The organism is Caulobacter sp. SRI_008 (assembly GCF_057586355.1).
The window spans coordinates 53,608-75,079 of the sequence record NZ_JBYCZS010000006.1 but is presented as its reverse complement, the minus strand read 5'-3'; the positions used below and the strand labels follow the sequence as shown (position 1 = coordinate 75,079).

Sequence of the window (21,472 nt, the reverse complement as noted above, 5' to 3'; positions counted from 1 at the left end):
GCTCAGGTCGCCATCCACGACGTGACGCCGGCGCCGGTGAAGCCGACGACATCGGCGTGTCCGCCCTCGTTCTCCAGGGCCACGATCAGGCGGCGACGCGCCTCCGGCGGCACGAGGAACATCATGAAGCCGCCGCCGCCCGCGCCCGACACCTTGCCGGCCAGGGCGCCGTGGGACATAGCCACGTCGTAAAGCCGCTCGATGAGCGGATTGGAGACGCCCGAGGCCGTCTTCTTCTTGGCTTCCCAGGACCGGCCCAGCACGCGGCCCATGCCCTGGACGTCGCCCCGCAGGAAGAAGCCCTTCATCTCCTGGGCGTCCGCCTTCAGCTGGTGCATCGCGGTCATCGCCGCGGCGCTGGCGTCGCTCTGGTTAGTCATGGCGCTGGTCTGCTGGACGATGATGTCGTGCGAGGCGCGCGACTGGCCGGTGAAGCAGATCGCCAGCGAGGCCTCGACTTCTTCCTGAGCGCCGGTGCTCAGGCGCAGCGGATTCACGATCACGCGGTCCTGGGACAGGAACTCGATGTAGTTCACGCCGCCGAAGGCCGCCGCATACTGGTCCTGGCGTCCGCCGGCCAGCTTCAGGTCGTTGCGCTCGATGTCCCAGGCCAGGTGCGCGATCTCGTAGCGGCCCAGCGGCAGGTCGAGATAGGTGCGGAACGCCTCGACCAGCGCCACGACCAGCGCCGACGAAGAGCCCAGCCCCGATCCGGCGGGCGCGTCCACCGTGCTGCGGACCGAAACCGGCAGCGGCCGGCCGCCGAGATAGTCGCGAACGATGCGCCGATAGACGCCCTGGTGCAGCACCAGCGCGGCCGGCTCGACCAGGGCCTGCTCGGCGTCGAAGGTTTCGATCTTGCCGATGTCCAGCGCCTCGAACACCACCGCGCCGTCGTCGCGCGGCGTCAGGAAGGCGAAGGCGTGCCGGTCGATCGTCACATTCAGCACCGCGCCGCCGAACTCGTCGCAGAATGGAGAGAGATCGGTGCCGCCGCCGGCGATGCCAAGCCGCAAAGGGGCCCGCGCCCGAACAGGACGGCCACTCGGATTCGCGCTCATAGCCCCCCTCTTGGGCGCACGTCGCGCCCCATCAGAAATCTCGCCACCCCTAGCGCTTGTGCCGATTTGATCCAAGCCGACTGCGGTGTCAACGACCTCGCGTCGGAGGCGAGAAAGTCATATTCCACTTGTCCTGGTCGCGCTCCCGGAGCATCTCGAAAAACATGATTCGCACGATCAGATTCGACGACGTCCACCGTTGGATTCAACGAGACGCCCTGCCGTTTTGGACGCAGAACGGGGTCGATCGCGCCCGCGGCGGCTTCGTCGAGCACCTCACCCTGGCCGGCGACGACGGCGGCGCGCCCTTCAAGCGTATCCGCGCCCAGGCGCGGCAGGTCTACTGCTTTTCGCACGCCGCGCTGCTGGGCCTGTCGGCCGACGCGGCCGACGTCGCCGACCACGGCTGGCGCTTCCTGACCGCCCGCGGCCGCCGCGCCGACGGCGCATGGCTGCGGCGGGTGGCTCCGGACGGCGCGACGCTGGACGCCACGTGCGACGCCTACGACATGGCCTTCGTGCTGTTCGCCCACGCCTGGCGCTATCGCCTGAGCCCCGACGCCGAGGTTCTGGACAGCGCCCTGGCGACCGTCGACGCTCTGGATCGCATCCTGGCCCACCCCAACGGGCTGGGCTGGCTGGCCGAGGAGGGCGACGCCGGGCCTCGGCAGCAGAACCCGCACATGCACCTGATCGAGGCGGCGATCGAACTGGCGCAGGCGACCCGCCACCAGCGCTTCTTCGAACTGGGCCTGCGGATCAGCGACCTGTTCAACAGCCGGATCCTCGATCCCTCGACCGGCGCCCTGCGCGAGTTCTTCCAGCCCGACTGGTCGCCGATGGCCGGCCCCCAGGGCGCCCTGGTCGAGCCCGGCCACCAGATGGAGTGGGTCTGGATCCTGCATCACGCCCAGACGACGTTCGGCGCCGACCAGTCGGCCCAGATGCGGCGGCTCGACGGCTTCGCGGAGGCGCACGGCGTCGCCGCCAACGGCCTGACCGTCGATCAGATCGACGTCGACGGCGCCGTCGTCTCGGCGCGCAGCCGCTCCTGGCCCCAGACCGAGGCGCTGAAGTCGAACCTGGCGATGTTCGAACGCTTCTCGCTGGACCGGAGCGACAGGATCGCGACCTGCGTCGATAACCTGCTCGACCGCTACCTCGCCCCAGCGCCGCGCGGCGCCTGGATCGACCAGCTGGACGCCGACGGCCGGCCCGCCGTCGACAAGATCCCGTCGACCACCTTCTATCACCTGCTGCTGGCCTTCACAGAGTTGCTGCGCCTGCGCCCGCAGCTGGAGGCCGCGGGCGTCAAGGTCGCCTGAGGCGGCCCGTCAGGTCGAACCACGGCCCGTGAGCGCCGAGCGCCATCGCGAAAGCCGCGAAGGCGGCTCGCGCTCGACCAGCCCGTCGACCATGTCGGCGATCAGCTTGGCCGGCAGCAATGCGCGGTCGCGATGCTCGGGACGGCAGGCCACCCAGTTGGACACCGGGCAGCGGTCGCTCGCATAGAGGTCGCCGGCCAGCTGGTGCATCACATAGCCCGCGCTCGACAGCAGGTTGACGATCTCCGAGGTGTGGCCCTCGTAGACGATCACCGGCGCGCAGCGCTCGATCAGGCCCATCATGCCCTTGAGCGCCTGCAGCTCGTAGCGTTCGACGTCGATCTTCACGAAACTGGCGGTCACGATCTCGGGCAGCAGATCGATCGCCACGACCGGTACGGTGTGAGGCTCGGTCGCGCCGAACATGGCCGTCTCGACCAGCGACGCGACCTGATCCAGCCGGGGACCGACCGGCACGTGCAGGGTCGCCAGGCCCAGTTCGGCCCCCACGGCCACGGGCCACAGGCGAACGTTCGGCCAGCGGTGCAGCAGCGGCCAGAGAGCGGGGTTGGGCTCGAAGGCCTGGACCTTGCCCGCCTCTCCAACCAGCTCGGAAAACAGGTTGGTATGATAACCAACGTTGGCGCCCAGATCCAAGACCGTGTCGCCCGCGGCGACGACCTGCTTGGCCGTCTCCGCCGTCAGATACTCGGTGAGCAGATGCAGCTGCGCGTCGGAGAAGCCGTCGATGATCTTCTTCAGATCCATATCGCCTCGCGCATTGACCGACTGGTTCGGATGACCCGACCCTAGCCTCGTCGTCAACGCCCGACAATGACTCATGGTCGAGCGGCGGGGCGAGCACTTGCCTTATGGGTGCGGCCGCCCTTCTCCTGAACTGCGGCCCGGATCCCGCCTTCGCGGCGATGCTCGGTCAAAAACGGCCGCAAGCGCCGGAATGCCGATCCGGCCTAGGCCTTCAGCGCGGCCAGGTGCGGGGCGAGCACGTCCTTGAGATTGCCGCCCTCGTACAGCACCCCGGGAACGCCCGCCGCGGCGGCCGCCTGGACGTCGGTCTCGCGGTCGCCGATCATCACCGTCCGGCCGGCGTCGACGTCGAACGCGCCCAGCAGCTTCAGGATCATGCCGGGCTCGGGCTTGCGGCAGTCCGAAGCCCGCGCATAGCCCTCGACGCGGCCCTTTGGGTGATAGGGCGAATGGGCGAAAGCGTCGATCTGGGCGCCGTGCAGGCGCAGCACCGCATTCATCCAGCCGTGCAGCTCGTGCACGGCGGCCTCGTCGTAATAGCCGTGCGCGACGCCGGCCTGGTTGGTCGCGACGAAGGCGAAGAGCCCCGCGTCGTTGACCGCCTTGACCGCCGCGATGGCGCCCGGCACCCAGTCGATCTGCTCGGGACGGTGCGCATAGCCGATGTCGTGGTTGAGCACGCCGTCACGATCGAAGATCACCGCGCCGCGCCGCTGCATCGCCGGCACGGCCGTCTGGGCGCGATCGAAGTCCTCCGGAACGCCGATGTCGATGAACGGCCGGTCGTAGACCCGCCCCCTCAGCACGCCTTCGGCCGCCATGGCCGGATAGACCTCGCGCTCGATCGACACCGCGCCCTCGGCGGGGATCCGGGCCAGGATCTCCCGGCTCAGCACGCCGACGCCGCCGTTGATCAGGCCCGGGCCGCTGGTCGTGGGCCGCTCGGCGAAGTGGACGATGCGGTCGCCCTCGATGCGCGCGGGACCGAACCGCGACACGTCGGGCACCGGCCGAAGGGCCAGGCAGGCTTCCGACCGTCCCGCCGCCAGGGCGAGATCCCACAGATTGACGTCGAAGAGAGAGTCGCCGTTGAGGAAGAAGAAGCGCTCGGCCAGATGGTCCGCCGCGAAGCGCAGGGCGCCGCCCGTGCCCAGCGGCTCCGGCTCGACCAGCACCCGCACGTCGGGCCCGGCCAGCGCCTCCAGCTTTTCGGCGCGGAAGCCGGCCAGCAGCAGGATGTCCCTCACCCCCTGGCGGCGCAGTTCGTCGATCAGGCGCGCGAGAAAGGGCTTTCCCCCGACCTCGAGCAGGGGCTTGGGGGTTTCCCGGGTCAGGGCGCCCAACCGGGTGCCCAGTCCGCCGACGAGGACGACGGCCTGATGGATGGTCTGGGTCATGCGTTCTCTCGTCGTAGGCGCGGGGGCTCCAACGAAGAGACCCCGGATCGCGCGCCCCGTACGCGCGATCCGGGGTTTATGGAACGGCGTCAGCCCGCGGCGGCGGCCACGGCTTCGGCGGTGATGCCGAACTCCTTGTAGAGACGCTCGAACGGGGCCGAGGCGCCGAAGCCCGTCATGCCGACGAACTTGCCGTCCTCGCCGATGAAGCGCTCCCAGCCCTGGCGGATGCCGGCCTCGACAGCCACGCGCACCGGCGCGTCGCCGATCACGGCCTTGCGGTAGGCGGCCGGTTGCTGGTCGAACAGCTCCCAGCACGGAACCGAGACCACGCGGGTCGGCTTGCCCTGGCCTTGCAGGATCTCGCGGGCGGCGACGGCCAGGCCGACCTCGGTGCCGGTGGCGAAGATCGTCACGGCCGCTTCGCCGTCGGCGGCGATCAGCTCGTAGGCGCCCTTGGCGACCTGGTTCTCACCAGCCGAGGTGCGCACGTGCGGGGTCTTCTGGCGCGACAGGCACATCACCGACGGGGTGGTGTTCTGCTGCAGGGCCACCTGCCAGGCCTCGGCGGCTTCCACGGCGTCGGCCGGACGGAAGACCAGGAGGTTGGGGATGGCGCGCAGGGAGGCCACCTGCTCGACCGGCTGGTGGGTCGGGCCGTCTTCGCCCAGGCCGATGGAGTCGTGGGTCATCACGTGGATGACCTTGGCCTGCATCAGGGCGCCCAGACGGATCGCCGCGCGGCTGTAGTCGGCGAAGGCCAGGAAGGTGCCCGAGTACGGGATCACGCCGCCGTGCAGGGCCATGCCGTTCATCGCCGCGGCCATGCCGAACTCGCGCACGCCGTAGTGGACGTAGCGGCCAGCGTAGTCGGGCGTGTCATAGGCGCCCATGCCCTTGACCAGGGTGTTGTTCGAGCCGGTCAGGTCGGCCGAGCCGCCGATCATTTCCGGGATGGCCGGGATCAGCTGGTCCAGGGCCGAGCCCGAGTGGACGCGGGTGGCGTTGACGGGCTTGTTCTCGACGGCGGCGGCGATGTGAGCTTCCAGCTTCTCGAAGGCGTTCGCCGGCAGTTGGCCCTTCACGGCGCGGGTCAGTTCGGCGCCCTTGTCCGAGGCGGCGACGGCGGCTTCCCAGGCCTTGCGGACGCGGGCGCCGCGGCGGCCGACGCTCTTCCAGGCCTTGGCGATGTCGTCCGGCACGGTGAACGGCGCGGCGTCCCAGCCCATGGCGGCGCGGGCGGCGACGATCTCGCTGTCGAACAGGGTGTAGCCGTGGCTGTGGGGGTCGCCTTCCTTCGGACCGGCGCCCTTCGAGATCAGCGTCTTGCACGCGATCATGGTCGGACGGTCCTGCTTGGTCGCCCAGCGCAGGGCGGCGGCGATCTTGCCGTGGTCGTGGCCGTCGACGACCTTCACGGCCCAGCCGGCGGCCTTGAAGCGGGCGACCTGGTCGCCGGTCTCGGAGATGGTGGCCACGCCGTCGATGGTGGTGTTGTTGTCGTCGAACAGCACGGTCAGCTTGGACAGCTTCAGGCGGCCGGCCAGGCTGATGGCTTCATGGCTGACGCCTTCCATCAGGCAGCCGTCGCCGGCGATCACCCAGGTGCGGTGATCGACGAGATCCTTGCCGAAGCGGGCCGCAAGGTGGGCTTCGGCCATCGCCATGCCGACCGAGGTGGCCAGGCCCTGGCCGAGCGGGCCGGTGGTGGTCTCGACGCCCGGGGTGTGGTGCACCTCGGGGTGGCCCGGGGTCAGCGAGCCCCACTGACGGAAGTTCTCGATCTCCTTCATCGTCACGGCCTTGTAGCCGGTCAGGTGGAGCAGGGAGTAGAGCAGCATCGAGCCGTGGCCGGCCGACAGCACGAAGCGATCGCGGTCGGCCCAGTCGGGCTTGCTGGCGTCGAACTTCAAGAACTTGCTGAACAGCACGGTGGCCACGTCGGCCATGCCCATCGGCATGCCCTGGTGACCCGACTTGGCCTTGTGCACGGCCTCCATCGAAAGGACGCGGATGGCGTCGGCCATCTTGATCGGCGAGACGGGCATGGGCTCTGGCTCTTCGGCTTTATATGTCTGTGGACGGCGGGGGGCGCCTGCGCGGCCCGCACGTGACATGCGAGGCCGCCAGGGTCAAGCAAACGGGACGCAACGCTTCGGAGTGCGGCCGCTATGCAACGGCCGGCGGAACGGCTATAGCAGGATCCAGACTTATGCTCATTTTCAGCATAACCTCGAAAGGTCGACCTCTTGGGTAGCCCGTCGTTCTTCTCGCCCTATCGCCACGGCTTCGTCCGGGTCGCCGCGGCCGTTCCCAAGGTGAAGCTGGCCGACCCGGCCGTGAACGCGCAGAGCGTGTTCGACCTCGTCCGCCAGGCCCACGACCAGGGCGTGGCGGTCATCGCCTTCCCGGAACTGGGCCTCTCCGGCTATTCCATCGACGACCTGCTGCAGCAGGACGTGCTGCTGGACGCCGTCGAGGCGGCGATCGCCACCTTGGCCGAAGAGAGCAAGACCCTCGCCCCGCTGTTCGTGGTCGGCGCGCCGCTGCGCGACGCCGGCCGGCTCTACAACACCGCCGTCGCCATCCAGGGCGGGCGGGTGCTGGGCGTTGTTCCCAAGAGCTTCCTGCCCAACTATCGCGAGTTCTACGAGCGCCGCTGGTTCACGCCGGGCGCCGGGGTGACGGACAGGACCCTGCGCCTGGCCGGTCAGGACGTCCCGTTCGGAACCGACGTGCTGCTGCGAAGCGGCGGCGAGAGCCCGTTCACGGTGGGGATCGAGATCTGCGAGGACGTCTGGACGCCCAATCCGCCCAGCACCGCCCAGGCCCTGGCCGGAGCCGAGATCCTGCTGAACCTGTCGGCCAGCAACATCACCATCGGCAAGTCGGAAGCCCGCCGCCTGCTGTGCGCCAGCCAGTCGGCCCGGGCGATCGCGGCCTATGTCTATTCGGCGGCCGGGGCGGGCGAGAGCTCGACCGACGTCGCCTGGGACGGCCACCTCGACATCCACGAGATGGGCGCCCTGCTGGCCGAAACCGAACGCTTCGCCACCGGCCCGACCTGGACCTTCGCCGACGTCGACGTGATGCGCATCCGCCAGGAGCGCATGCGGGTTGGCAGCTTCGGCGACGCCATGGCCCTGGCCCCGCCCAAGGTCCCGTTCCGGGTGATCCCGTTCGACTTCCAGCCGCCGGCCGGTGATCTCTCCCTGGCGCGGGCGATCGAGCGCTTCCCGTTCACGCCGTCGGATCCCGCCAAGCTGCGCGAGAACTGCTACGAGGCCTACAACATCCAGGTTCAGGGCCTGGCCCGCCGCATCGAGGCGACGGGATCGAAGAGCCTTGTAATCGGTATCTCGGGCGGCCTCGACTCCACCCACGCCCTGATCGTCGCCGCCAGGGCCATGGACCAGCTGGGCCGGCCGCGCTCGGACATCCGCGCCTACACCCTGCCCGGCTTCGCCACCTCCGACCGCACCAAGAGCAACGCCTGGGCGCTGATGCGGGCCATGGGCGTGACCGCCGAGGAGATCGACATCCGCCCGGCCGCCCGGCAGATGCTGGCCGACATGGACCACCCCTTCGCGAAGGGGGAGGCGGTCTACGACGTGACCTTCGAGAACGTGCAGGCGGGCCTGCGCACCGACTACCTGTTCCGCCTGGCCAACCACCACAAGGGCATGGTGGTGGGCACCGGCGACCTGTCGGAACTGGCCCTGGGCTGGTGCACCTACGGCGTCGGCGACCAGATGAGCCACTACAACCCCAACAGCGGGGTGCCCAAGACGCTGATCCAGCACCTGATCCGCTTCGTCTCGCACTCCGGCGACGTCGATGCGGCGACCACCGCCCTGCTCGACGACATCCTGGCCACCGAGATCTCGCCGGAGCTGGTGCCGGGCGAGGCGGTGCAGGCCACCGAGAGCTTCGTGGGCCCCTACGCCCTGCAGGACTTCAACCTCTACTACATGACCCGCTACGGCATGGCGCCGTCGAAGATCGCCTTCCTGGCCTGGAGCGCCTGGCATGACGCCAAGCACGGCGCCTGGCCGGTCGGTTTGCCGGAGGCCGCGCGCCGGGCCTACGACCTGGCGGAGATCAAGAAATGGCTGGCGCTCTTCCTGCGCCGGTTCTTCAACAACCAGTTCAAGCGCTCGGCCCTGCCCAACGGCCCGAAGATCTCGTCTGGCGGCGCGCTTTCGCCCAGGGGCGATTGGCGGATGCCGTCGGATGCTGGGGCCGGCGCCTGGCTGGCGGAGCTGTCTGCGAACACGCCAAGCTAAATCTTCGCGCCAAAGGCCAAGTCGTCACCATCCCGCCCTAAAGAGGCGGGGAACACGGTTTTCTTCTGTTGACTGTACGGCGCTGACAGTGCCCAACGCCATAACGGGAAAACCGTCTTCCTGTATGTGTTTCGACGGTGACGCGTGGCGCGAGGACCAAGTGACGAAGCTTTATCCAGTGATCCTGTGCGGCGGTTCCGGTACTCGCCTGTGGCCCGCCTCGCGTCTGGACCGGCCCAAACAGTTCCTCAAGTTGCTCGGCCCGCATTCCAGCTTTCAGGAAACCCTGCTGCGCGTGCGCGACCTGGCCGCCGACCAGGAGATCATCATCGTCACCGGCGCGGCGATGATCGGCTTCGTTCGTGAGCAGGCGAGCGAGATCAACGTGCCGATCGTCGTCCTGGTCGAGCCCGAGGCGCGGGATTCCGCCCCGGCCGTGGCGGCAGCGGCCGCCTATATCGAAGCCGTCGATCCCGAGGCCGTCGCCCTGATGCTCGCCGCCGACCACCATGTCGGCGAGGTCGAGCTGTTCAAAGACGCCGCGCGCCTCGCCGCCCAGGCGGCCGATCAGGGCTTCATCGTCACCTTCGGCGTGCGCCCGACCGGCCCGGCCACCGGCTTCGGCTACATCCGCCCTGGTCCCGCCATCGACGCCGAGGGCGTCTTCAGGGTGGCGGCCTTCGTCGAGAAGCCGGATCTCGACCTGGCCAAGGTCTATGTCTCCGAGGGTTATCTCTGGAACAGCGGCAACTTCGCCTTCAAGGCCTCGACCATGTTGTCGGAGCTGGAGACCTTCGAGCCGACCATCGCCGAGGCGGCGCGGGCCTGCGTAGCCAAGGCCCGCGATGACGGCGCCTGCCTGCACCTGGACGCCGAAAGCTTCGCCGGCGCGTCCAAGAAGTCGCTCGACTACGCCGTCATGGAGCGCACCGACAAGGCCGCGGTGGTTCCGGCGGTCTTCGCCTGGTCGGACCTGGGCGCCTGGGACGCCATCTGGGGCGCCTCGCCGCAGGACGGCCACGGCAACGCCGCCCAAGGCGACGTGACCCTCATCGACTCCCGCGGGGTGCTGGCGCGGTCGACCGGCCCGTTCGTCGGCGCCATCGGCGTGTCGGACCTGATGATCGTGGCCGAACCGGATGCGGTGCTGGTCTGCCGCCGTGACGACGCCCAGGCCGTCAAGACCCTGGTCGATCGGCTGAAGGCCAATGGCCGCGACCTGGCCCAGCGCCACCCCGTGACCGAGACCGGCGGGATCGAGCGCCGCGTGCTGATCCAGTCCCCCCAGGCCCGGGTCGAGATGTGGCGCTTCCAGGCGGGCGCCACGATCAAGGTCCGCCAAGGCCAGGTGCAGGTGCTCCACGGCCTGCTGGCCACGCGCGACCGCGGGGTGGCCCAGGGCGACTTCATCGTTCAAGCCGCCGGACAGACCCTGTCGGCCGTCGAGCCCTCCACGGTGCTGGTCACGACCTTTTCGTGACGACCCGATCCAGTTCGAGGATGGCGCAGACGATGTGATAGAAGGAACTGGCCGGGGCCGCTTCGTCCACGAAGGTCCCGTCAGCCTGATACTTGTCGCGCCACAAGCCGGGCGACGCGACGTCCAGGTACTTCAGCAAGGCCTCGGCGCCGTCGGCGGCCACCTCCAGCCAGGCGTCGTCGTCCGCGGCCTCGGCCGCCAAGGCGCCGGCCTTGATCCATTCGGTCTGGGCCCACAGGCGCGCGACGTCGTCATGCACGCTCATGTCGTCGAGCAGGGCGAAGATCGCCACGCCGCGAGCCGGATCCACGCCCGGCCCCTTGCCGATCTCGATCAGTCGGAAGGCCGCGGCCTTGGCGTCTTCGCGACCCGCCAGCGCGCCCCAGCGCAGCAGCAGCCAGGCCCATTCGAACTGGTGGCCGGGCTCGACGATGCGGCCAGCCACGCCTTCGGCCGGGTTCCAATCACCGTCATAGTATTCGCGCAGGCCGCCGCTGACCGGGTCGATGAACTTCGCGAGCGCCAGTTCGGCGATCTCGTCGGCCATGGACCGCCAGCCCCCATCGGCATTGGCGTCGCCGCCCGCCTCGACCCAGGCCAGGCTGGCCTCGAACATGTGCATGTGCGGGTTGGACAGCAGCGGCAGGGTGCGCGGGACGCTCTCCTCGAAACCGGCCACGGGATGCTTCAGCCGGGCGTGAAGCGCCGCGCGCAGTTCCAGGGCGATGCGCGGCAGGTCCTCGCGCTCGGGCAGGGCCTGGCTGGCCAGGGCCAGGCCGAACAGGCCGAACGCCTGGTCGTAGAGGTCGACCTTGTCGTCCAGCGGCGCGCCGTCCGACGCCACCAGCGTTCGGAAGAAGCCGTCCGGACGGCGATAGCGCGCCAGGTAGAAATCCAGCCCGTGCTCCAGCGCCTCGCGCCAGGGGCCGTCCCAGCCCAGCATGCCGGCGGCGGCGTAGGAATAGATCTGGCGCGGCTGCACCCGGGCGCGACGCGGCGCCTCGACCGGCGTTCCGTCCTGGTCGATCTTCTCGAAGAAGCCGCCCTTCTCGTGATCCGCGCCGACGTTCCACCACAAGGGGAAGGCGTCGTTCAGCGCCCAGGCCTTGAGCTGGTCGCGAAGACGGACGATGCGGGCCGGAACGGTCATGCGGTTCTCCAATGGGATCGAGCGTTTCTAGCGGCCGCCGGCCGCCGCGCAACCCTCGGCTTGTGACGGGTGGGGCCGTCGCGTAATGGCGTGATGCGATGCTTGATCCCAGACCCCTGAAGGCCGTCTTTTTCGACCGCGACGGCGTCCTCAACGTCGATCACGGCTATGTCCAAGACCCGGCCGACCTGCAATGGATCCCGGGCGCGCGCGAGGCGATCGCGGCCCTGACCGCGGCGGGGGTGCGCTGCATCGTGGTCACCAACCAGTCCGGCGTCGCCCGCGGCTATTACGGCGAGGACGCCGTCCACGCCCTGCACGCCCACATGCAGGGGGAGCTGGCCGGCCTGGGCGGAGAAATCACCGCCTTCTACCACTGCCCATTCCACGAGGACGCGGTCGTCGCGGCCTATCGCTGCGACGACCATCCCGACCGCAAACCCAATCCCGGCATGATCCTGCGCGGTCTGGCCGAGAACGGCCTGTCGGCGGAGGACTGCGTGCTGGCGGGCGACAACGGCAGCGACGTCGAGGCGGCCCGCCGGGCCGGCATGGAGGGCTTCCTGTTCTCGGGTGGAGACCTGCTGGCCTTTCTGAAAGCGCGGCTGGGGTCACGCTTCCCCACGCCGGTCGGGGGCGGGCCGGCGGCGTGATCCGCATCCTGCAGTTCGGCGCGACCGGCCAGACGGCCCAGGCGATGATCGCCACGGCCGCCGGCCGCGCGCAGCTTCGGGCCCTGTCCCGGCAGGACGTCGATCTGACGGACCTGCCGGCCGTCCAGCGCGCGATCGCCGGCGCCGACTGCGACCTCGTCCTCAACTGCGCCGGCTTCACCCAGGTCGACAAGGCCGAGAGCGAGCCGAAGGCCGCGCGGGCCGTCAACGCCCTGGCGCCGGCCGCCATGGCGCGGGCCTGCGCGGCGCGGGGCCTGCCGCTCGTGCACCTGTCCACCGACTGCGTGTTCGACGGAACGCTGGGCCGCCCTTATCGCGAGGACGACCGGCCCAACCCGCTTTCGGTCTATGGCCGCACCAAGCTGGACGGCGAGACCCCGGTCCTGGCCTGGGAAAAGGGCGTCGTGCTGCGCATCTCGTGGGTGTTCTCCCGGTATGGCCGCAACTTCCTGCGCACCATGCTGCAGCTTGGACGCACGCGCGACGAACTGCGGCTGGTCGCCGACCAGTACGGCTGCCCGACGGACGCGGTCGCCCTGGCCGACTTCGTGCTTGGCGCCGCGCCCCGGTGGGCGACCGCCGGGGCCGGCGATCCTGTTTTCGGCCTCTTCCACTTCAACAACGGCGAAGCGACCTCTCGTCACGACATGGCGCTCGCCGCCCTGGCGCGCGATCCGGCCATGCGAGCGCGGGTGCTCCCGGTCGCCAAGGCCGATTTCCCGGAACCCGCGGCGCGTCCGCTGAACGGCGTGCTCGACAGCGGCAAGGTGGCGACGGTGTTCGGCTGGCGTGCGGAACCGTGGGCGCCGGCGGTGGCGCGCGCGGCCGACCAGATCCTCGACCAGGGCGTCTGAAATCCTGGCGCGGACCGCCCCGAGCGGCTAAACCGACCGCAACCCCCTCCACGAAAAAGACCCGCGCAGAGCCATGCAGATCTTCCTCGACAGCACCGACACCAAGGTCATCGCCGACGCCGCCGCCACCGGCCTCGTCGACGGCGTCACCACCAACCCGACCCTGATCGCCAAGGCCGGCCGCCCGATGCTCGAGGTGATCGCCGAGATCTGCGACCTCGTCCCCGGCCCGATCAGCGCCGAAGTGGCCGCCACCACCGCCGACGCCATGATCGCCGAAGGCACGAAGCTGGCCGGCATCGCGCCGAACGTGGTCATCAAGCTGCCGCTGACCCGCGACGGCCTGATCGCCTGCAACCACTTCGCCAACGAAGGCGTCAACACCAACGTCACCCTGTGCTTCTCGCCGACCCAGGCCCTGCTGGCCGCCAAGGCCGGCGCGACCTACGTCTCGCCGTTCATCGGCCGCCTGGACGACTACGGCTTCGACGGCATGGACCTGATCCGCGACATCCGCACGATCTACGACAACTACGGCTACGAGACCGAGATCCTGGCCGCCTCGGTGCGCAACGTCGCCCACGTCAAGGAAGCCGCGATCGTCGGCGCCGACGTCGTCACCATCCCGCCGGCGGTGTTCGCCGACCTCTTCAAGCATCCGCTGACCGACAAGGGCCTGGAACAGTTCCTGAAGGACTGGGCCGGCACCGGCCAATCCATCCTGTAGTTGGGGCGATCCTGTAGGACAGCGATTTCTTAAGGGTCAAAAACCCTTATTTCACAAGGCGCGGCCCTGGATTCGTCCGGGGCCGTTCTTTTTTGCAACTGCGAAGGTGGTTCGCAAACGCGAACTCGTGCGTTAGGGTCGGGAAACCTCACACGAGGAGCGCGCCCATGAAAGCCGCCGATATCGCCGTCGACATCTGCCTGGCCTCCGCCGAGGAAGCCGTGCGGTTCTCCCGCTTCGTGCAGAGCTTCCTGGCCAGCAACGGCTTTCCCTTCGTGATGATCCACAACGCGCCCGAGCTCGAGGGCGAGCGCCGCAAGGTGGTGTTCGAGGACGCCGGCGTCGGCCGCAAGTTCGCCCTCGAATGGCGCATGGACCGGCTGGCCTCCAGTGGGGCCTGAAGCTGGAGCCTGAAGCCGAGGCCCGAGCCCTGCGGCCAAGCTTGAAGAACGACGTTTCCCGTTTCTGATTTTGCGCGTTAGACAGGATATCCTTTCTTCCTGTCGCGGAGTCGCGCCATGAACGACCCCAAATCCGCCCTTCCTCCGGTCGCCGGTTCCGCGCTCGACCTGATCGGCCGCACCCCGATGCTGGAGGTCCGCAACCTCGACACCGGCCCCTGCCGCCTGTTCCTGAAGCTGGAAAGCCAGAACCCTGGCGGCTCGATCAAGGACCGCGTGGCCCGCTCGATGATCGAGGCGGCCGAGGCCGACGGCTCGCTGAAGCCGGGTGGGACGATCATCGAGGCCACCGCCGGCAACACGGGCCTGGGCCTGGCGCAGGTGGCGGCGCTGAAGGGCTACAAGCTGATCCTGATCGTCCCCGACAAGATGGCGCGCGAGAAGATCCTGCATCTTCGGGCCATGGGCGTGGACGTGCGCCTGACCCGCAGCGACGTCGGCAAGGGCCACCCCGAATACTACCAGGACATGGCCCAGGCCCTGGCCCAGTCGATCCCCGGCGCGATCTACGCCAACCAGTTCGAGAACCCGGCCAATCCGCGCGCCCACTATGTCGGCACCGGTCCGGAGATCCTGGCCCAGATGGACGGCGACGTCGACGCCGTGGTCGTCGGGGTGGGTTCGGGCGGCACGCTGACAGGCGTGGGCCGCTACATGGCCGAGCAGTCGCCGAAGACGAAGATGGTGCTGGCCGATCCGGTCGGCTCGATCCTCTGCGACTACGTGGCGACCGGAACCTATGGCGAGGCCGGCTCGTGGATCGTCGAGGGCATCGGCGAGGACTTCATCCCCGACAACGCCCAGATGGACCTGGTCTCCAAGGCCTATTCGATCAGCGACCGCGAAAGCGTCGACACCGCCCGCCTGCTGCTGCGCAAGGAAGGCGTGCTGGCCGGCTCGTCGTCGGGCACCCTGCTGGCGGCGGCCCTGCGCTACTGCCGCGAGCAGACCGAGCCCAAGCGGGTGGTGACGCTGGTCTGCGACACCGGCGCCAAGTACCTGACCAAGATGTTCAACGACATGTGGCTGGCCGCCCACGGCTTCGACCAGCGCGAACTGCACGGCGACCTGCGCGACCTGATCGCCAAGCGCTACGCCGACGGCGGCGTCATCGCCATCGGGCCGGAAGACACCCTGCTGACCGCCTACAACCGCATGCGCTCGTCCGACATCAGCCAGCTGCCGGTGGTCGATCACGGCCGGCTGGTGGGCATTCTCGACGAGAGCGACATCCTGGCGGCCGTCGAAGGCGGCGACGACCATCGCGGCGCTCGCTTCAAGACCCCGGTCGCCGAGGCCATGACCCGCCGGATCAACACCCTGCAGGCCCACCAGGGCGTCGAGGCCCTGCCCGATGTCTTCGAGCGCGACGAGGTGGCGCTGGTGGTCGACGGCGAGGAGTTCCTGGGCGTCATCACCCGGGTGGACCTGCTCAACCACCTGCGGCTGGAGGCGTGAGGGCGTTGCGGAAATGTTCTCAGAGAGTCATGCTGTGTGCGAGATCGAGATGAGGGTCGCATGACCATCCAGGTGAAACTGACGCCCGCCTTGGAGAAATTCGCCGAGGATTGCGTGGCGGAGGGACGCTTCGGCGACCTCAGCCAAGTCGTCGAGGCCAGCCTGCGCCTGCTGCAAGAGCAAGAGTTGAAGCGGCAGGCCTTCCTCCAGTCGCTCAAGGACGCCGAGGACGAGGCCGACCGGGGAGAGGTATTCACGCTCGAAGAGGTCATGGCGGATATCGACGCCATCATCGAAGCCGCAGAAGCGCACGCCGCCGAGTAGATGCCGCCCGCCACGCTGTCAGCCACGGCTCGCCGCGACATGATGGCGGCGGCCAACTGGATCGCCGGGGACAGCCCGAAGGCGTCACGCCGTTTCCAAGTGGAATTGAGGGAGGCGCTGACCCTGCTGGGGAACTTCCCTCTGACCGGCGCGGCGCGCCCGGAGCATGCACCAGAGCCTTATCGCTTCTGGCTCCTGCCGGGCTTTCCCCATGTTCTCGTTTACAACTGTCGGCGTAGTCCGCCGGTGATCATGCGCATTCTGCATGGATCCCAGGACTTGCCCGAAAATCTGAGCACGCTGCCGTCCGCTGACGGCAGCGCCCCATGAAAGTCCACTCATGACCGACATCCCCGGCAAGAACCGCCTGGCCTTCGCCACCCGCACGATCCACGGCGGCCAGTTCCCCGATCCCAGCACCGGCGCCGTCATGGTGCCGATCTACGCCACCTCGACCTACGTCCAGTCGAGCCCGGGCGAGCACAAGGGCTTCGAGTACAGCCGCAGCCAGAACCCCACCCGCTTCGCCTTCGAGCGCTCGATCGCCGACCTGGAGAGCGGCAGCGCCGGCTTCGCCTTCGCCTCGGGCCTGGCGGCGGCTTCGACGATCCTGGAGATCCTCGACAGCGGCGCCCACGTGATCGCCAGCGACGACCTCTACGGCGGCTCGTTCCGGCTGTTCGAACGGGTCCGCAAGCGCTCGGCCGGCCTGAGCTTCAGCTTCGTCGATATGGGCAACGTCTCGGCGATCGAGGCGGCGATCCGGCCCGAAACGAAGATGATCTGGGTCGAGACGCCCACCAACCCGATGCTGCGCCTGGCCGACCTGGAGGCCATCGCGGCCCTGGCCAAGCGCCGCGGCCTGATCACCGTGGCCGACAACACCTTCGCGTCGCCTTATGTCCAGCGGCCCCTGGAGCTGGGCTTCGACATCGTCATGCACTCGGCCACCAAATACCTGAACGGCCACTCCGACGTGGTCGCGGGCGTGGCCGTGGTCGGCGACAACCCCGAACTGATCGACAAGCTGAAGTTCCTGCAGAACGCCGTCGGCGCGGTGCTGGGGCCGTTCGACAGCTTCCTGGCCCTGCGTGGGGTCAAGACCCTGGCCCTGCGCATGCAGCGCGCCTGCGACAGCGCCCAGGAGATCGCCCAGTGGCTCTCCACCCGCAAGGACATCGAGCGGGTGATCTATCCGGGCCTGGAGACCCACCCCCAGCACGCCCTGGCCCGCCGCCAGATGCACGGCGGCTACGGCGGGATCATCTCGGTGGAGCTCAAAGGCGACGAGGCGACGGCGCGCCGGATGCTGGAGCGCACGCGCCTCTTCACGCTCGCCGAAAGCCTGGGCGGGGTCGAGAGCCTGATCGAGCATCCGGCGATCATGACCCACGCCTCGATCCCCGCCGATCAGCGCAAGGCGCTGGGGATCAGCGACACCCTCATCCGGCTTTCGGTGGGGATCGAGGACTGCTCGGATCTGATTTCCGACCTCTCCTCGGCGCTTTCAGCTTGAACAGGTGATGGTCCTTGTCGCCGGGCATGGCCGGCGACGGGTCCGGAGCCTTGGACGGGCGCGGGGGCGGCAGCACCCGCGTCGGATCCTCGGCCCACAGGTGGGCGGCCAGCATCAGGTCGGTCTTGACCGGGCCGAAGTCTTCCTTGGCCGTCCACACGCGGATGGCGGCCTGGGCGAACACTTCGGAGAGGTCGACGACCTCGATCATCGGCGCGGGATCCTTGCGCACCCGCGGATCGCTCTCGGCCCGCTCGCGCATCTTCTGCAGCACGACCACCAGGTCGGTCTTCAGCGGCACCTTGAACAGCACGTCGGCGCGGCGGTTGCGGTGGGTCGAGTAGTTGAGGATGACGTCGCCGAACACCTTGCTGTTGGGGATCATCACCTTGACGTTGTCGGGCGTGGCGATCTCGGTGAACAGCAGGTCGAGCGACTTGACCGTGCCCTGGCGGGTGGCCGTCTCGATGACGTCGCCGACGCGATAGGGACGGAACAGCAGGATCATCACCCCGGCCGCCACGTTCGACAGCGCGCCCTGCAAGGCCAGGCCGATGGCCAGCGAGGCCGCGCCGAGCACGGCGATGATCGAGGTCGCCTGCACGCCCAGCTGCTGCAGCACCGCCACCAGGCCGATGGCGACCACCGCGTAGCGCACCAGCGACGAGACGAAACTCTCCAGCGTCGGGTCGGGATTGGTGCGATGCACCCGGCTCAGCGCCCGCTTGGCCATCCCGGCCAGCCAGCCGGCCGCCCAGAAGGTGACGAACAGGATGAGGGCGGCCACGACCAGATTGACGGCCACCTTGCCCAGCCAGTCGAGGAAATGCCCGAACATGGTCTCGTCGGCCTTGATGTTGGCGATGGACGGCAGGTTGAGGTCGGCAGGTACGGTACTGGGCTTGCTCATAGGTCTCTCGATGGCGCCCCCGCGCCGGCCGGTCAACGAAGCGCGGTAAAGGTTCGTTCCGTCGGCCTTCGGCCGCCACCTTCTCCCGCAAGGGGAGAAGGATCCCAGGACAGACAGCCGAGAAACAGTCGGTTACATCAATTGGCTCGAAACCGAACCGCCCCGCCTCTAAGAGCCCGCCCATGAGCATGCCCTTCATCGACCTCGCCGCGCAGCAGCGCCGGATCCGCGACAAGATCGATGTCGCCATCGCCAAGGTGCTGGACAGCGGCGCCTATGTCATGGGCCCGCAGGTGCGCGAGTTCGAGGCCCAGCTGGCCGCGTTCGGCCAGGCCAAGCTCGCCCTGTCCTGCGCCAACGGCACCGACGCCATCGCCCTGCCGCTGATGGCCTGGGGCGTGGGCGCGGGCGATGCGGTGTTCTGCCCGTCCTTCACCTTCGCCGCGACGCCGGAAGTCGTGCCGTGGGTCGGCGCCACGCCGGTGTTCGTCGACGTGCTCCCGGACACCTTCAACCTCGATCCCGCCAAGCTGGAAGCCGCCATCGCCGGCGTGAAGGCCAAGGGCGAGCTGACGCCGAAGGTGGTGATCGCCGTCGACCTGTTCGGCCAGCCGGCCGACTATCCGGCCATCAAGGCGATCTGCGACCGGGAAGGTCTCAAATTGATCTCCGACAGCGCCCAGGGCTTCGGCTGCACCCTGGACGGCAAGCACCCGCTGCACTGGGCCGATGTGGCCACCACCAGCTTCTTCCCGGCCAAGCCGCTCGGCTGCTACGGCGACGGCGGGGCGGTGCTGACCAACGATCCTGTGCTGTGGGACCTGATGGACAGCTACCGCGTGCACGGCAAGGCGGTCGGTCCGGACCTCGAAGGCAAGACCTTCGACCACGACCCGAAGTACCTCAACACCCGCATCGGCATGAACTCGCGCCTGGACACCATCCAGGCGGCGATCCTGATCGAGAAGCTGGCCATCTTCCAGGAAGAGATCGACCTGCGTCAGGGGGTGGCCGAACGCTACGCCGAGGGCCTGAAGGGCGCGGTGCTGGCGACCCCCGCCGTCATCGACGGCGGCGTCTCGGTCTGGGCGCAATACGTCATCGAGCACGAGAACCGCGACGGCCTGGCCGCCCACCTGAAGGCCAAGGGCGTGCCGACCGCCGTCTACTATCCGGTGCCGATGCACGTGCAGGCCCCGTACGCCGCTTTCCCGCGCGGCGAGGGCGGCCTGGCGGTGACCGAGGCCAAGGCCGAAACGGTGCTGGCCCTGCCGATGCACCCCTATCTGGCCGAGGCTGACCAGGCCGTGATCATCGAGGCGATCCGCGGCTTCAACGGTTAAGCTGAGCCTCATTGAGGCCTCAACTTACGGCATTGCTCCACGCGCAAGTCCCTGCCAGAAGGCCCGCATGCACGATCCCGTCACCAGCTTCGTCGTCACTGTCTTCAGCGCGCCGAGCGCGGCCCTGATCATGGCGGGGGCGATCCTCGTCCTGGCCATCGGCCTGATCTTCCATTCGGGACACTTCGAATACGCGCCGCTGCGCGACGACCTGCAGCGGCGCAGCGACCTGCTGTCGGAGCTGCGCGGCGCCGATCTCCAGAAGGCCTTCGCCGAGGCCTTCCCGCAGCTCGACAAGCGCCTGGGCGGAACCGCCCACCCGGCGCTGGAGCTGGGCTGGGCCAACTATCGCGGCCAGCTGGCCGAGGACGGCGACGGACGCCTGGCCTCCTCGATCCACGCGGCCGACGCCTTCGAACATGCCGACTCCCCGGCCCGTAGCCTGGAATGGTGGGCCAACCTGATGGTGGCCATCGGCCTGGTGATCACCTTCATGGGCATCGTCGCGGCCCTGACCGAGGCGGTCGACGCCATGCAGCGCCAGGGCGGCGCGGGCATGCAGACGGCCCTGATGGGCCTGCTGGCCGTGGCTGCGACCAAGTTCTGGACCTCGATCGCCGGCGTTCTGAGCTCGATCGTTCTGCGCCTGGTGGCCCGTCGCCGCCGCCAGTCCATCGAGTCGCTGGAAGCCCACTTCTTCGCCCTGCTCGACGCCTGCGTTCGTTTCGCGCCGCCCGAGAAGGTGATGCTGGAGCAGCTGGCCGTGCTGGCGCGGATCGAGGCCGCCCTGACGGGCTCGCCCCGCGTCGTTCCCGCCGCGTCGAGCCTGGCCTGATGGCCCTGGCCCGCGCCCGCCGGCGCCGCACGCCCGACCTCGAGGAAGGCGAAAGCTACTACGTCTCGATGACCGACATGATGGTCGGGGTGATCTTCATCTTCATCATCATGCTCAGCTATTTCGCCCTGGAGTTCCGGCAGTCGACCAAGGCGCTCACCGAGGCCAAGCATCCCGAGACCGCCGCCCTGCTGCAGAACGCCAGCGCCCTCACCCCGCGCGACGTCACCGTCGAGATCGACGAGAAGGCCCGCGTCCTGTGCGTGCCCGAGACCGTCATCGGCGGCGCGAGCTCGGACCGCCGCTGCTTCTCGTTCGCGCCGCCGACCAAGACCACCGGCCTGGCCGTCGCCGCCAGCGACGCCCAGCGCGCCCTGATGGGCTTCCTCGACGCCGATCTGCGTGACGCCGGCGCCCCCCTGGCCGGCGACACCGCCGGCGGCGCCCTGTCGTTCCGGGCCGAGCAGCTGTTCGAGCCGGGCTCGGCCACCCTGTCGCCCGGCGGCCGGAAGATCGCCGGCGACGTCGCCGCTTCACTCGCCAAGCGCCTTCCGTGCCTGGCCTATGGCGGCGCGGCCAGCACCACCTGCCCCGAGGGCGAGGCCAAGCTGGCCATCGTCAACGTGGTGAGCCAGACCAACCTTGACGCCTTCACGGCCGAGGGTCAGCAGGCCGCCAGCCTGGCCCTGCAGCGCTCGGCCGCCTTCCACCAGGCCCTGACCAGCGCCCAGCCCGTGCTCGGGCTGCTCCGCAACGCTCCCGCCGGCCAGTCCGGCTCGCAGCCGCTGCTGCGCGTGGCCAGCGTCGGCCAATCGCAGGAGGGGGCCTCGCAGGTCGGCGCGGATCAGACGGTGAGCATCCAGTTCCAGATGGCGCAATAGACGCGATCGGGGCGGTCGCAAG

The 21,472-nt window shown here is 69.0% G+C and carries 20 protein-coding genes; 14 read left to right on the top strand and 6 right to left on the bottom strand.

The window, feature by feature from the left end; translation table 11 throughout:
* Positions 1-2 precede the first annotated feature (2 nt).
* Entirely contained in the window at positions 3-1,016 is a 1,014-nt protein-coding gene (locus AC2YHT_RS07305) for a GHMP family kinase ATP-binding protein (RefSeq protein ID WP_487288910.1), read from the bottom strand.
* Positions 1,017-1,225: 209 nt separating this feature from the next.
* Between AC2YHT_RS07305 and AC2YHT_RS07300 the strand changes: the two genes are divergently transcribed.
* Complete coding sequence (locus AC2YHT_RS07300; protein ID WP_487288909.1) at positions 1,226-2,386, top strand: AGE family epimerase/isomerase; 1,161 nt, start codon at positions 1,226-1,228, stop codon at positions 2,384-2,386.
* Between the two features lie 9 nt (positions 2,387-2,395).
* Here AC2YHT_RS07300 and AC2YHT_RS07295 read toward each other — a convergent pair whose 3' ends face one another.
* The 3 genes from AC2YHT_RS07295 to tkt form a co-directional block, all read right to left on the bottom strand.
* Positions 2,396-3,154: an FkbM family methyltransferase gene (locus AC2YHT_RS07295; RefSeq protein WP_487288908.1), complete on the bottom strand. Its 759-nt coding sequence runs from the start codon at positions 3,152-3,154 to the stop codon at positions 2,396-2,398.
* A gap of 203 nt (positions 3,155-3,357) precedes the next feature.
* On the bottom strand, positions 3,358-4,551 hold the full coding sequence (locus AC2YHT_RS07290) for an HAD-IIIA family hydrolase (protein WP_487288907.1): 1,194 nt from the start codon (positions 4,549-4,551) through the stop codon (positions 3,358-3,360).
* 89 nt (positions 4,552-4,640) lie between these two features.
* Entirely contained in the window at positions 4,641-6,599 is a 1,959-nt protein-coding gene (gene tkt, locus AC2YHT_RS07285; protein ID WP_487288906.1) for a transketolase, read from the bottom strand.
* 201 nt (positions 6,600-6,800) lie between these two features.
* Between tkt and AC2YHT_RS07280 the strand changes: the two genes are divergently transcribed.
* Positions 6,801-8,837 (top strand): NAD(+) synthase, encoded by a 2,037-nt coding sequence (locus AC2YHT_RS07280; RefSeq protein ID WP_487288904.1) that lies wholly within the window; start codon positions 6,801-6,803, stop codon positions 8,835-8,837.
* 160 nt (positions 8,838-8,997) lie between these two features.
* Positions 8,998-10,317: a mannose-1-phosphate guanylyltransferase/mannose-6-phosphate isomerase gene (locus AC2YHT_RS07275; protein WP_487288903.1), complete on the top strand. Its 1,320-nt coding sequence runs from the start codon at positions 8,998-9,000 to the stop codon at positions 10,315-10,317.
* Here AC2YHT_RS07275 and AC2YHT_RS07270 read toward each other — a convergent pair.
* A complete protein-coding gene (locus AC2YHT_RS07270; protein WP_487288902.1) occupies positions 10,301-11,467 on the bottom strand; it encodes an AGE family epimerase/isomerase in 1,167 nt (388 codons plus the stop codon). The genes AC2YHT_RS07275 and AC2YHT_RS07270 overlap by 17 nt on opposite strands.
* Positions 11,468-11,565: 98 nt before the next feature.
* Between AC2YHT_RS07270 and AC2YHT_RS07265 the strand changes: the two genes are divergently transcribed.
* The 8 genes from AC2YHT_RS07265 to AC2YHT_RS07230 all read left to right on the top strand — a co-directional run bounded on the left by AC2YHT_RS07265 (position 11,566) and on the right by AC2YHT_RS07230 (position 17,481).
* Positions 11,566-12,120 carry a D-glycero-alpha-D-manno-heptose-1,7-bisphosphate 7-phosphatase gene (locus AC2YHT_RS07265; protein WP_487288900.1) on the top strand — a complete coding sequence of 185 codons (555 nt, stop codon included), beginning with the start codon at positions 11,566-11,568 and terminating at the stop codon, positions 12,118-12,120.
* Positions 12,117-12,995 (top strand): dTDP-4-dehydrorhamnose reductase, encoded by an 879-nt coding sequence (gene rfbD / locus AC2YHT_RS07260; protein ID WP_487288899.1) that lies wholly within the window; start codon positions 12,117-12,119, stop codon positions 12,993-12,995. The genes AC2YHT_RS07265 and rfbD overlap by 4 nt, the downstream gene beginning before the upstream one ends.
* A gap of 73 nt (positions 12,996-13,068) precedes the next feature.
* The gene (gene fsa / locus AC2YHT_RS07255; RefSeq protein WP_110118941.1) at positions 13,069-13,722 is read left to right on the top strand and encodes a fructose-6-phosphate aldolase; all 654 of its coding nucleotides are present in this window, start codon (positions 13,069-13,071) and stop codon (positions 13,720-13,722) included.
* Between the two features lie 167 nt (positions 13,723-13,889).
* Positions 13,890-14,123, top strand: a complete 234-nt coding sequence (locus tag AC2YHT_RS07250) for a hypothetical protein (RefSeq protein WP_487288898.1) — start codon at positions 13,890-13,892, stop codon at positions 14,121-14,123.
* 117 nt (positions 14,124-14,240) lie between these two features.
* On the top strand, positions 14,241-15,641 hold the full coding sequence (locus AC2YHT_RS07245; protein ID WP_487288897.1) for a pyridoxal-phosphate dependent enzyme: 1,401 nt from the start codon (positions 14,241-14,243) through the stop codon (positions 15,639-15,641).
* Between the two features lie 60 nt (positions 15,642-15,701).
* Positions 15,702-15,965, top strand: a complete 264-nt coding sequence (locus AC2YHT_RS07240) for a type II toxin-antitoxin system ParD family antitoxin (protein WP_487288896.1) — start codon at positions 15,702-15,704, stop codon at positions 15,963-15,965.
* A complete protein-coding gene (locus AC2YHT_RS07235) occupies positions 15,966-16,295 on the top strand; it encodes a type II toxin-antitoxin system RelE/ParE family toxin (RefSeq protein ID WP_487288895.1) in 330 nt (109 codons plus the stop codon).
* A gap of 10 nt (positions 16,296-16,305) precedes the next feature.
* Complete coding sequence (locus tag AC2YHT_RS07230; protein ID WP_487288894.1) at positions 16,306-17,481, top strand: trans-sulfuration enzyme family protein; 1,176 nt, start codon at positions 16,306-16,308, stop codon at positions 17,479-17,481.
* On the opposite strand, the gene AC2YHT_RS07225 is transcribed toward AC2YHT_RS07230, so the two are convergent.
* On the bottom strand, positions 17,408-18,391 hold the full coding sequence (locus AC2YHT_RS07225; RefSeq protein WP_487288893.1) for a mechanosensitive ion channel family protein: 984 nt from the start codon (positions 18,389-18,391) through the stop codon (positions 17,408-17,410). The two genes, AC2YHT_RS07230 and AC2YHT_RS07225, sit on opposite strands and share 74 nt — an antisense overlap.
* A gap of 182 nt (positions 18,392-18,573) precedes the next feature.
* On the opposite strand from AC2YHT_RS07225, the gene AC2YHT_RS07220 reads away from it, so the two are divergent.
* From AC2YHT_RS07220 to AC2YHT_RS07210, 3 genes are all read left to right on the top strand, one after another.
* Entirely contained in the window at positions 18,574-19,734 is a 1,161-nt protein-coding gene (locus tag AC2YHT_RS07220; protein ID WP_487288892.1) for a DegT/DnrJ/EryC1/StrS family aminotransferase, read from the top strand.
* Between the two features lie 67 nt (positions 19,735-19,801).
* Entirely contained in the window at positions 19,802-20,569 is a 768-nt protein-coding gene (locus tag AC2YHT_RS07215; RefSeq protein WP_487288891.1) for a hypothetical protein, read from the top strand.
* The gene (locus AC2YHT_RS07210; RefSeq protein WP_487288890.1) at positions 20,569-21,450 is read left to right on the top strand and encodes a hypothetical protein; all 882 of its coding nucleotides are present in this window, start codon (positions 20,569-20,571) and stop codon (positions 21,448-21,450) included. Before AC2YHT_RS07215 ends, AC2YHT_RS07210 begins: the two co-directional genes overlap by 1 nt.
* The last annotated feature ends 22 nt before the right edge of the window (positions 21,451-21,472 follow it).

Excerpts from the sequence above, each read along its gene's own strand:
- AC2YHT_RS07300 (WP_487288909.1), top strand. The coding sequence starts at position 1,226 with ATGATTCGCACGATCAGATTCGACGACGTCCACCGTTGGATTCAACGA.
- AC2YHT_RS07295 (WP_487288908.1), bottom strand. The coding sequence starts at position 3,154 with ATGGATCTGAAGAAGATCATCGACGGCTTCTCCGACGCGCAGCTGCAT.
- AC2YHT_RS07290 (WP_487288907.1), bottom strand. The coding sequence starts at position 4,551 with ATGACCCAGACCATCCATCAGGCCGTCGTCCTCGTCGGCGGACTGGGC.
- tkt (WP_487288906.1), bottom strand. The coding sequence starts at position 6,599 with ATGCCCGTCTCGCCGATCAAGATGGCCGACGCCATCCGCGTCCTTTCG.
- AC2YHT_RS07270 (WP_487288902.1), bottom strand. The coding sequence starts at position 11,467 with ATGACCGTTCCGGCCCGCATCGTCCGTCTTCGCGACCAGCTCAAGGCC.
- AC2YHT_RS07265 (WP_487288900.1), top strand. The coding sequence starts at position 11,566 with ATGCTTGATCCCAGACCCCTGAAGGCCGTCTTTTTCGACCGCGACGGC.
- fsa (WP_110118941.1), top strand. The coding sequence starts at position 13,069 with ATGCAGATCTTCCTCGACAGCACCGACACCAAGGTCATCGCCGACGCC.
- AC2YHT_RS07250 (WP_487288898.1), top strand. The coding sequence starts at position 13,890 with ATGAAAGCCGCCGATATCGCCGTCGACATCTGCCTGGCCTCCGCCGAG.
- AC2YHT_RS07245 (WP_487288897.1), top strand. The coding sequence starts at position 14,241 with ATGAACGACCCCAAATCCGCCCTTCCTCCGGTCGCCGGTTCCGCGCTC.
- AC2YHT_RS07240 (WP_487288896.1), top strand. The coding sequence starts at position 15,702 with ATGACCATCCAGGTGAAACTGACGCCCGCCTTGGAGAAATTCGCCGAG.
- AC2YHT_RS07235 (WP_487288895.1), top strand. The coding sequence starts at position 15,966 with ATGCCGCCCGCCACGCTGTCAGCCACGGCTCGCCGCGACATGATGGCG.
- AC2YHT_RS07230 (WP_487288894.1), top strand. The coding sequence starts at position 16,306 with ATGACCGACATCCCCGGCAAGAACCGCCTGGCCTTCGCCACCCGCACG.
- AC2YHT_RS07225 (WP_487288893.1), bottom strand. The coding sequence starts at position 18,391 with ATGAGCAAGCCCAGTACCGTACCTGCCGACCTCAACCTGCCGTCCATC.
- AC2YHT_RS07220 (WP_487288892.1), top strand. The coding sequence starts at position 18,574 with ATGAGCATGCCCTTCATCGACCTCGCCGCGCAGCAGCGCCGGATCCGC.
- AC2YHT_RS07215 (WP_487288891.1), top strand. The coding sequence starts at position 19,802 with ATGCACGATCCCGTCACCAGCTTCGTCGTCACTGTCTTCAGCGCGCCG.
- AC2YHT_RS07210 (WP_487288890.1), top strand. The coding sequence starts at position 20,569 with ATGGCCCTGGCCCGCGCCCGCCGGCGCCGCACGCCCGACCTCGAGGAA.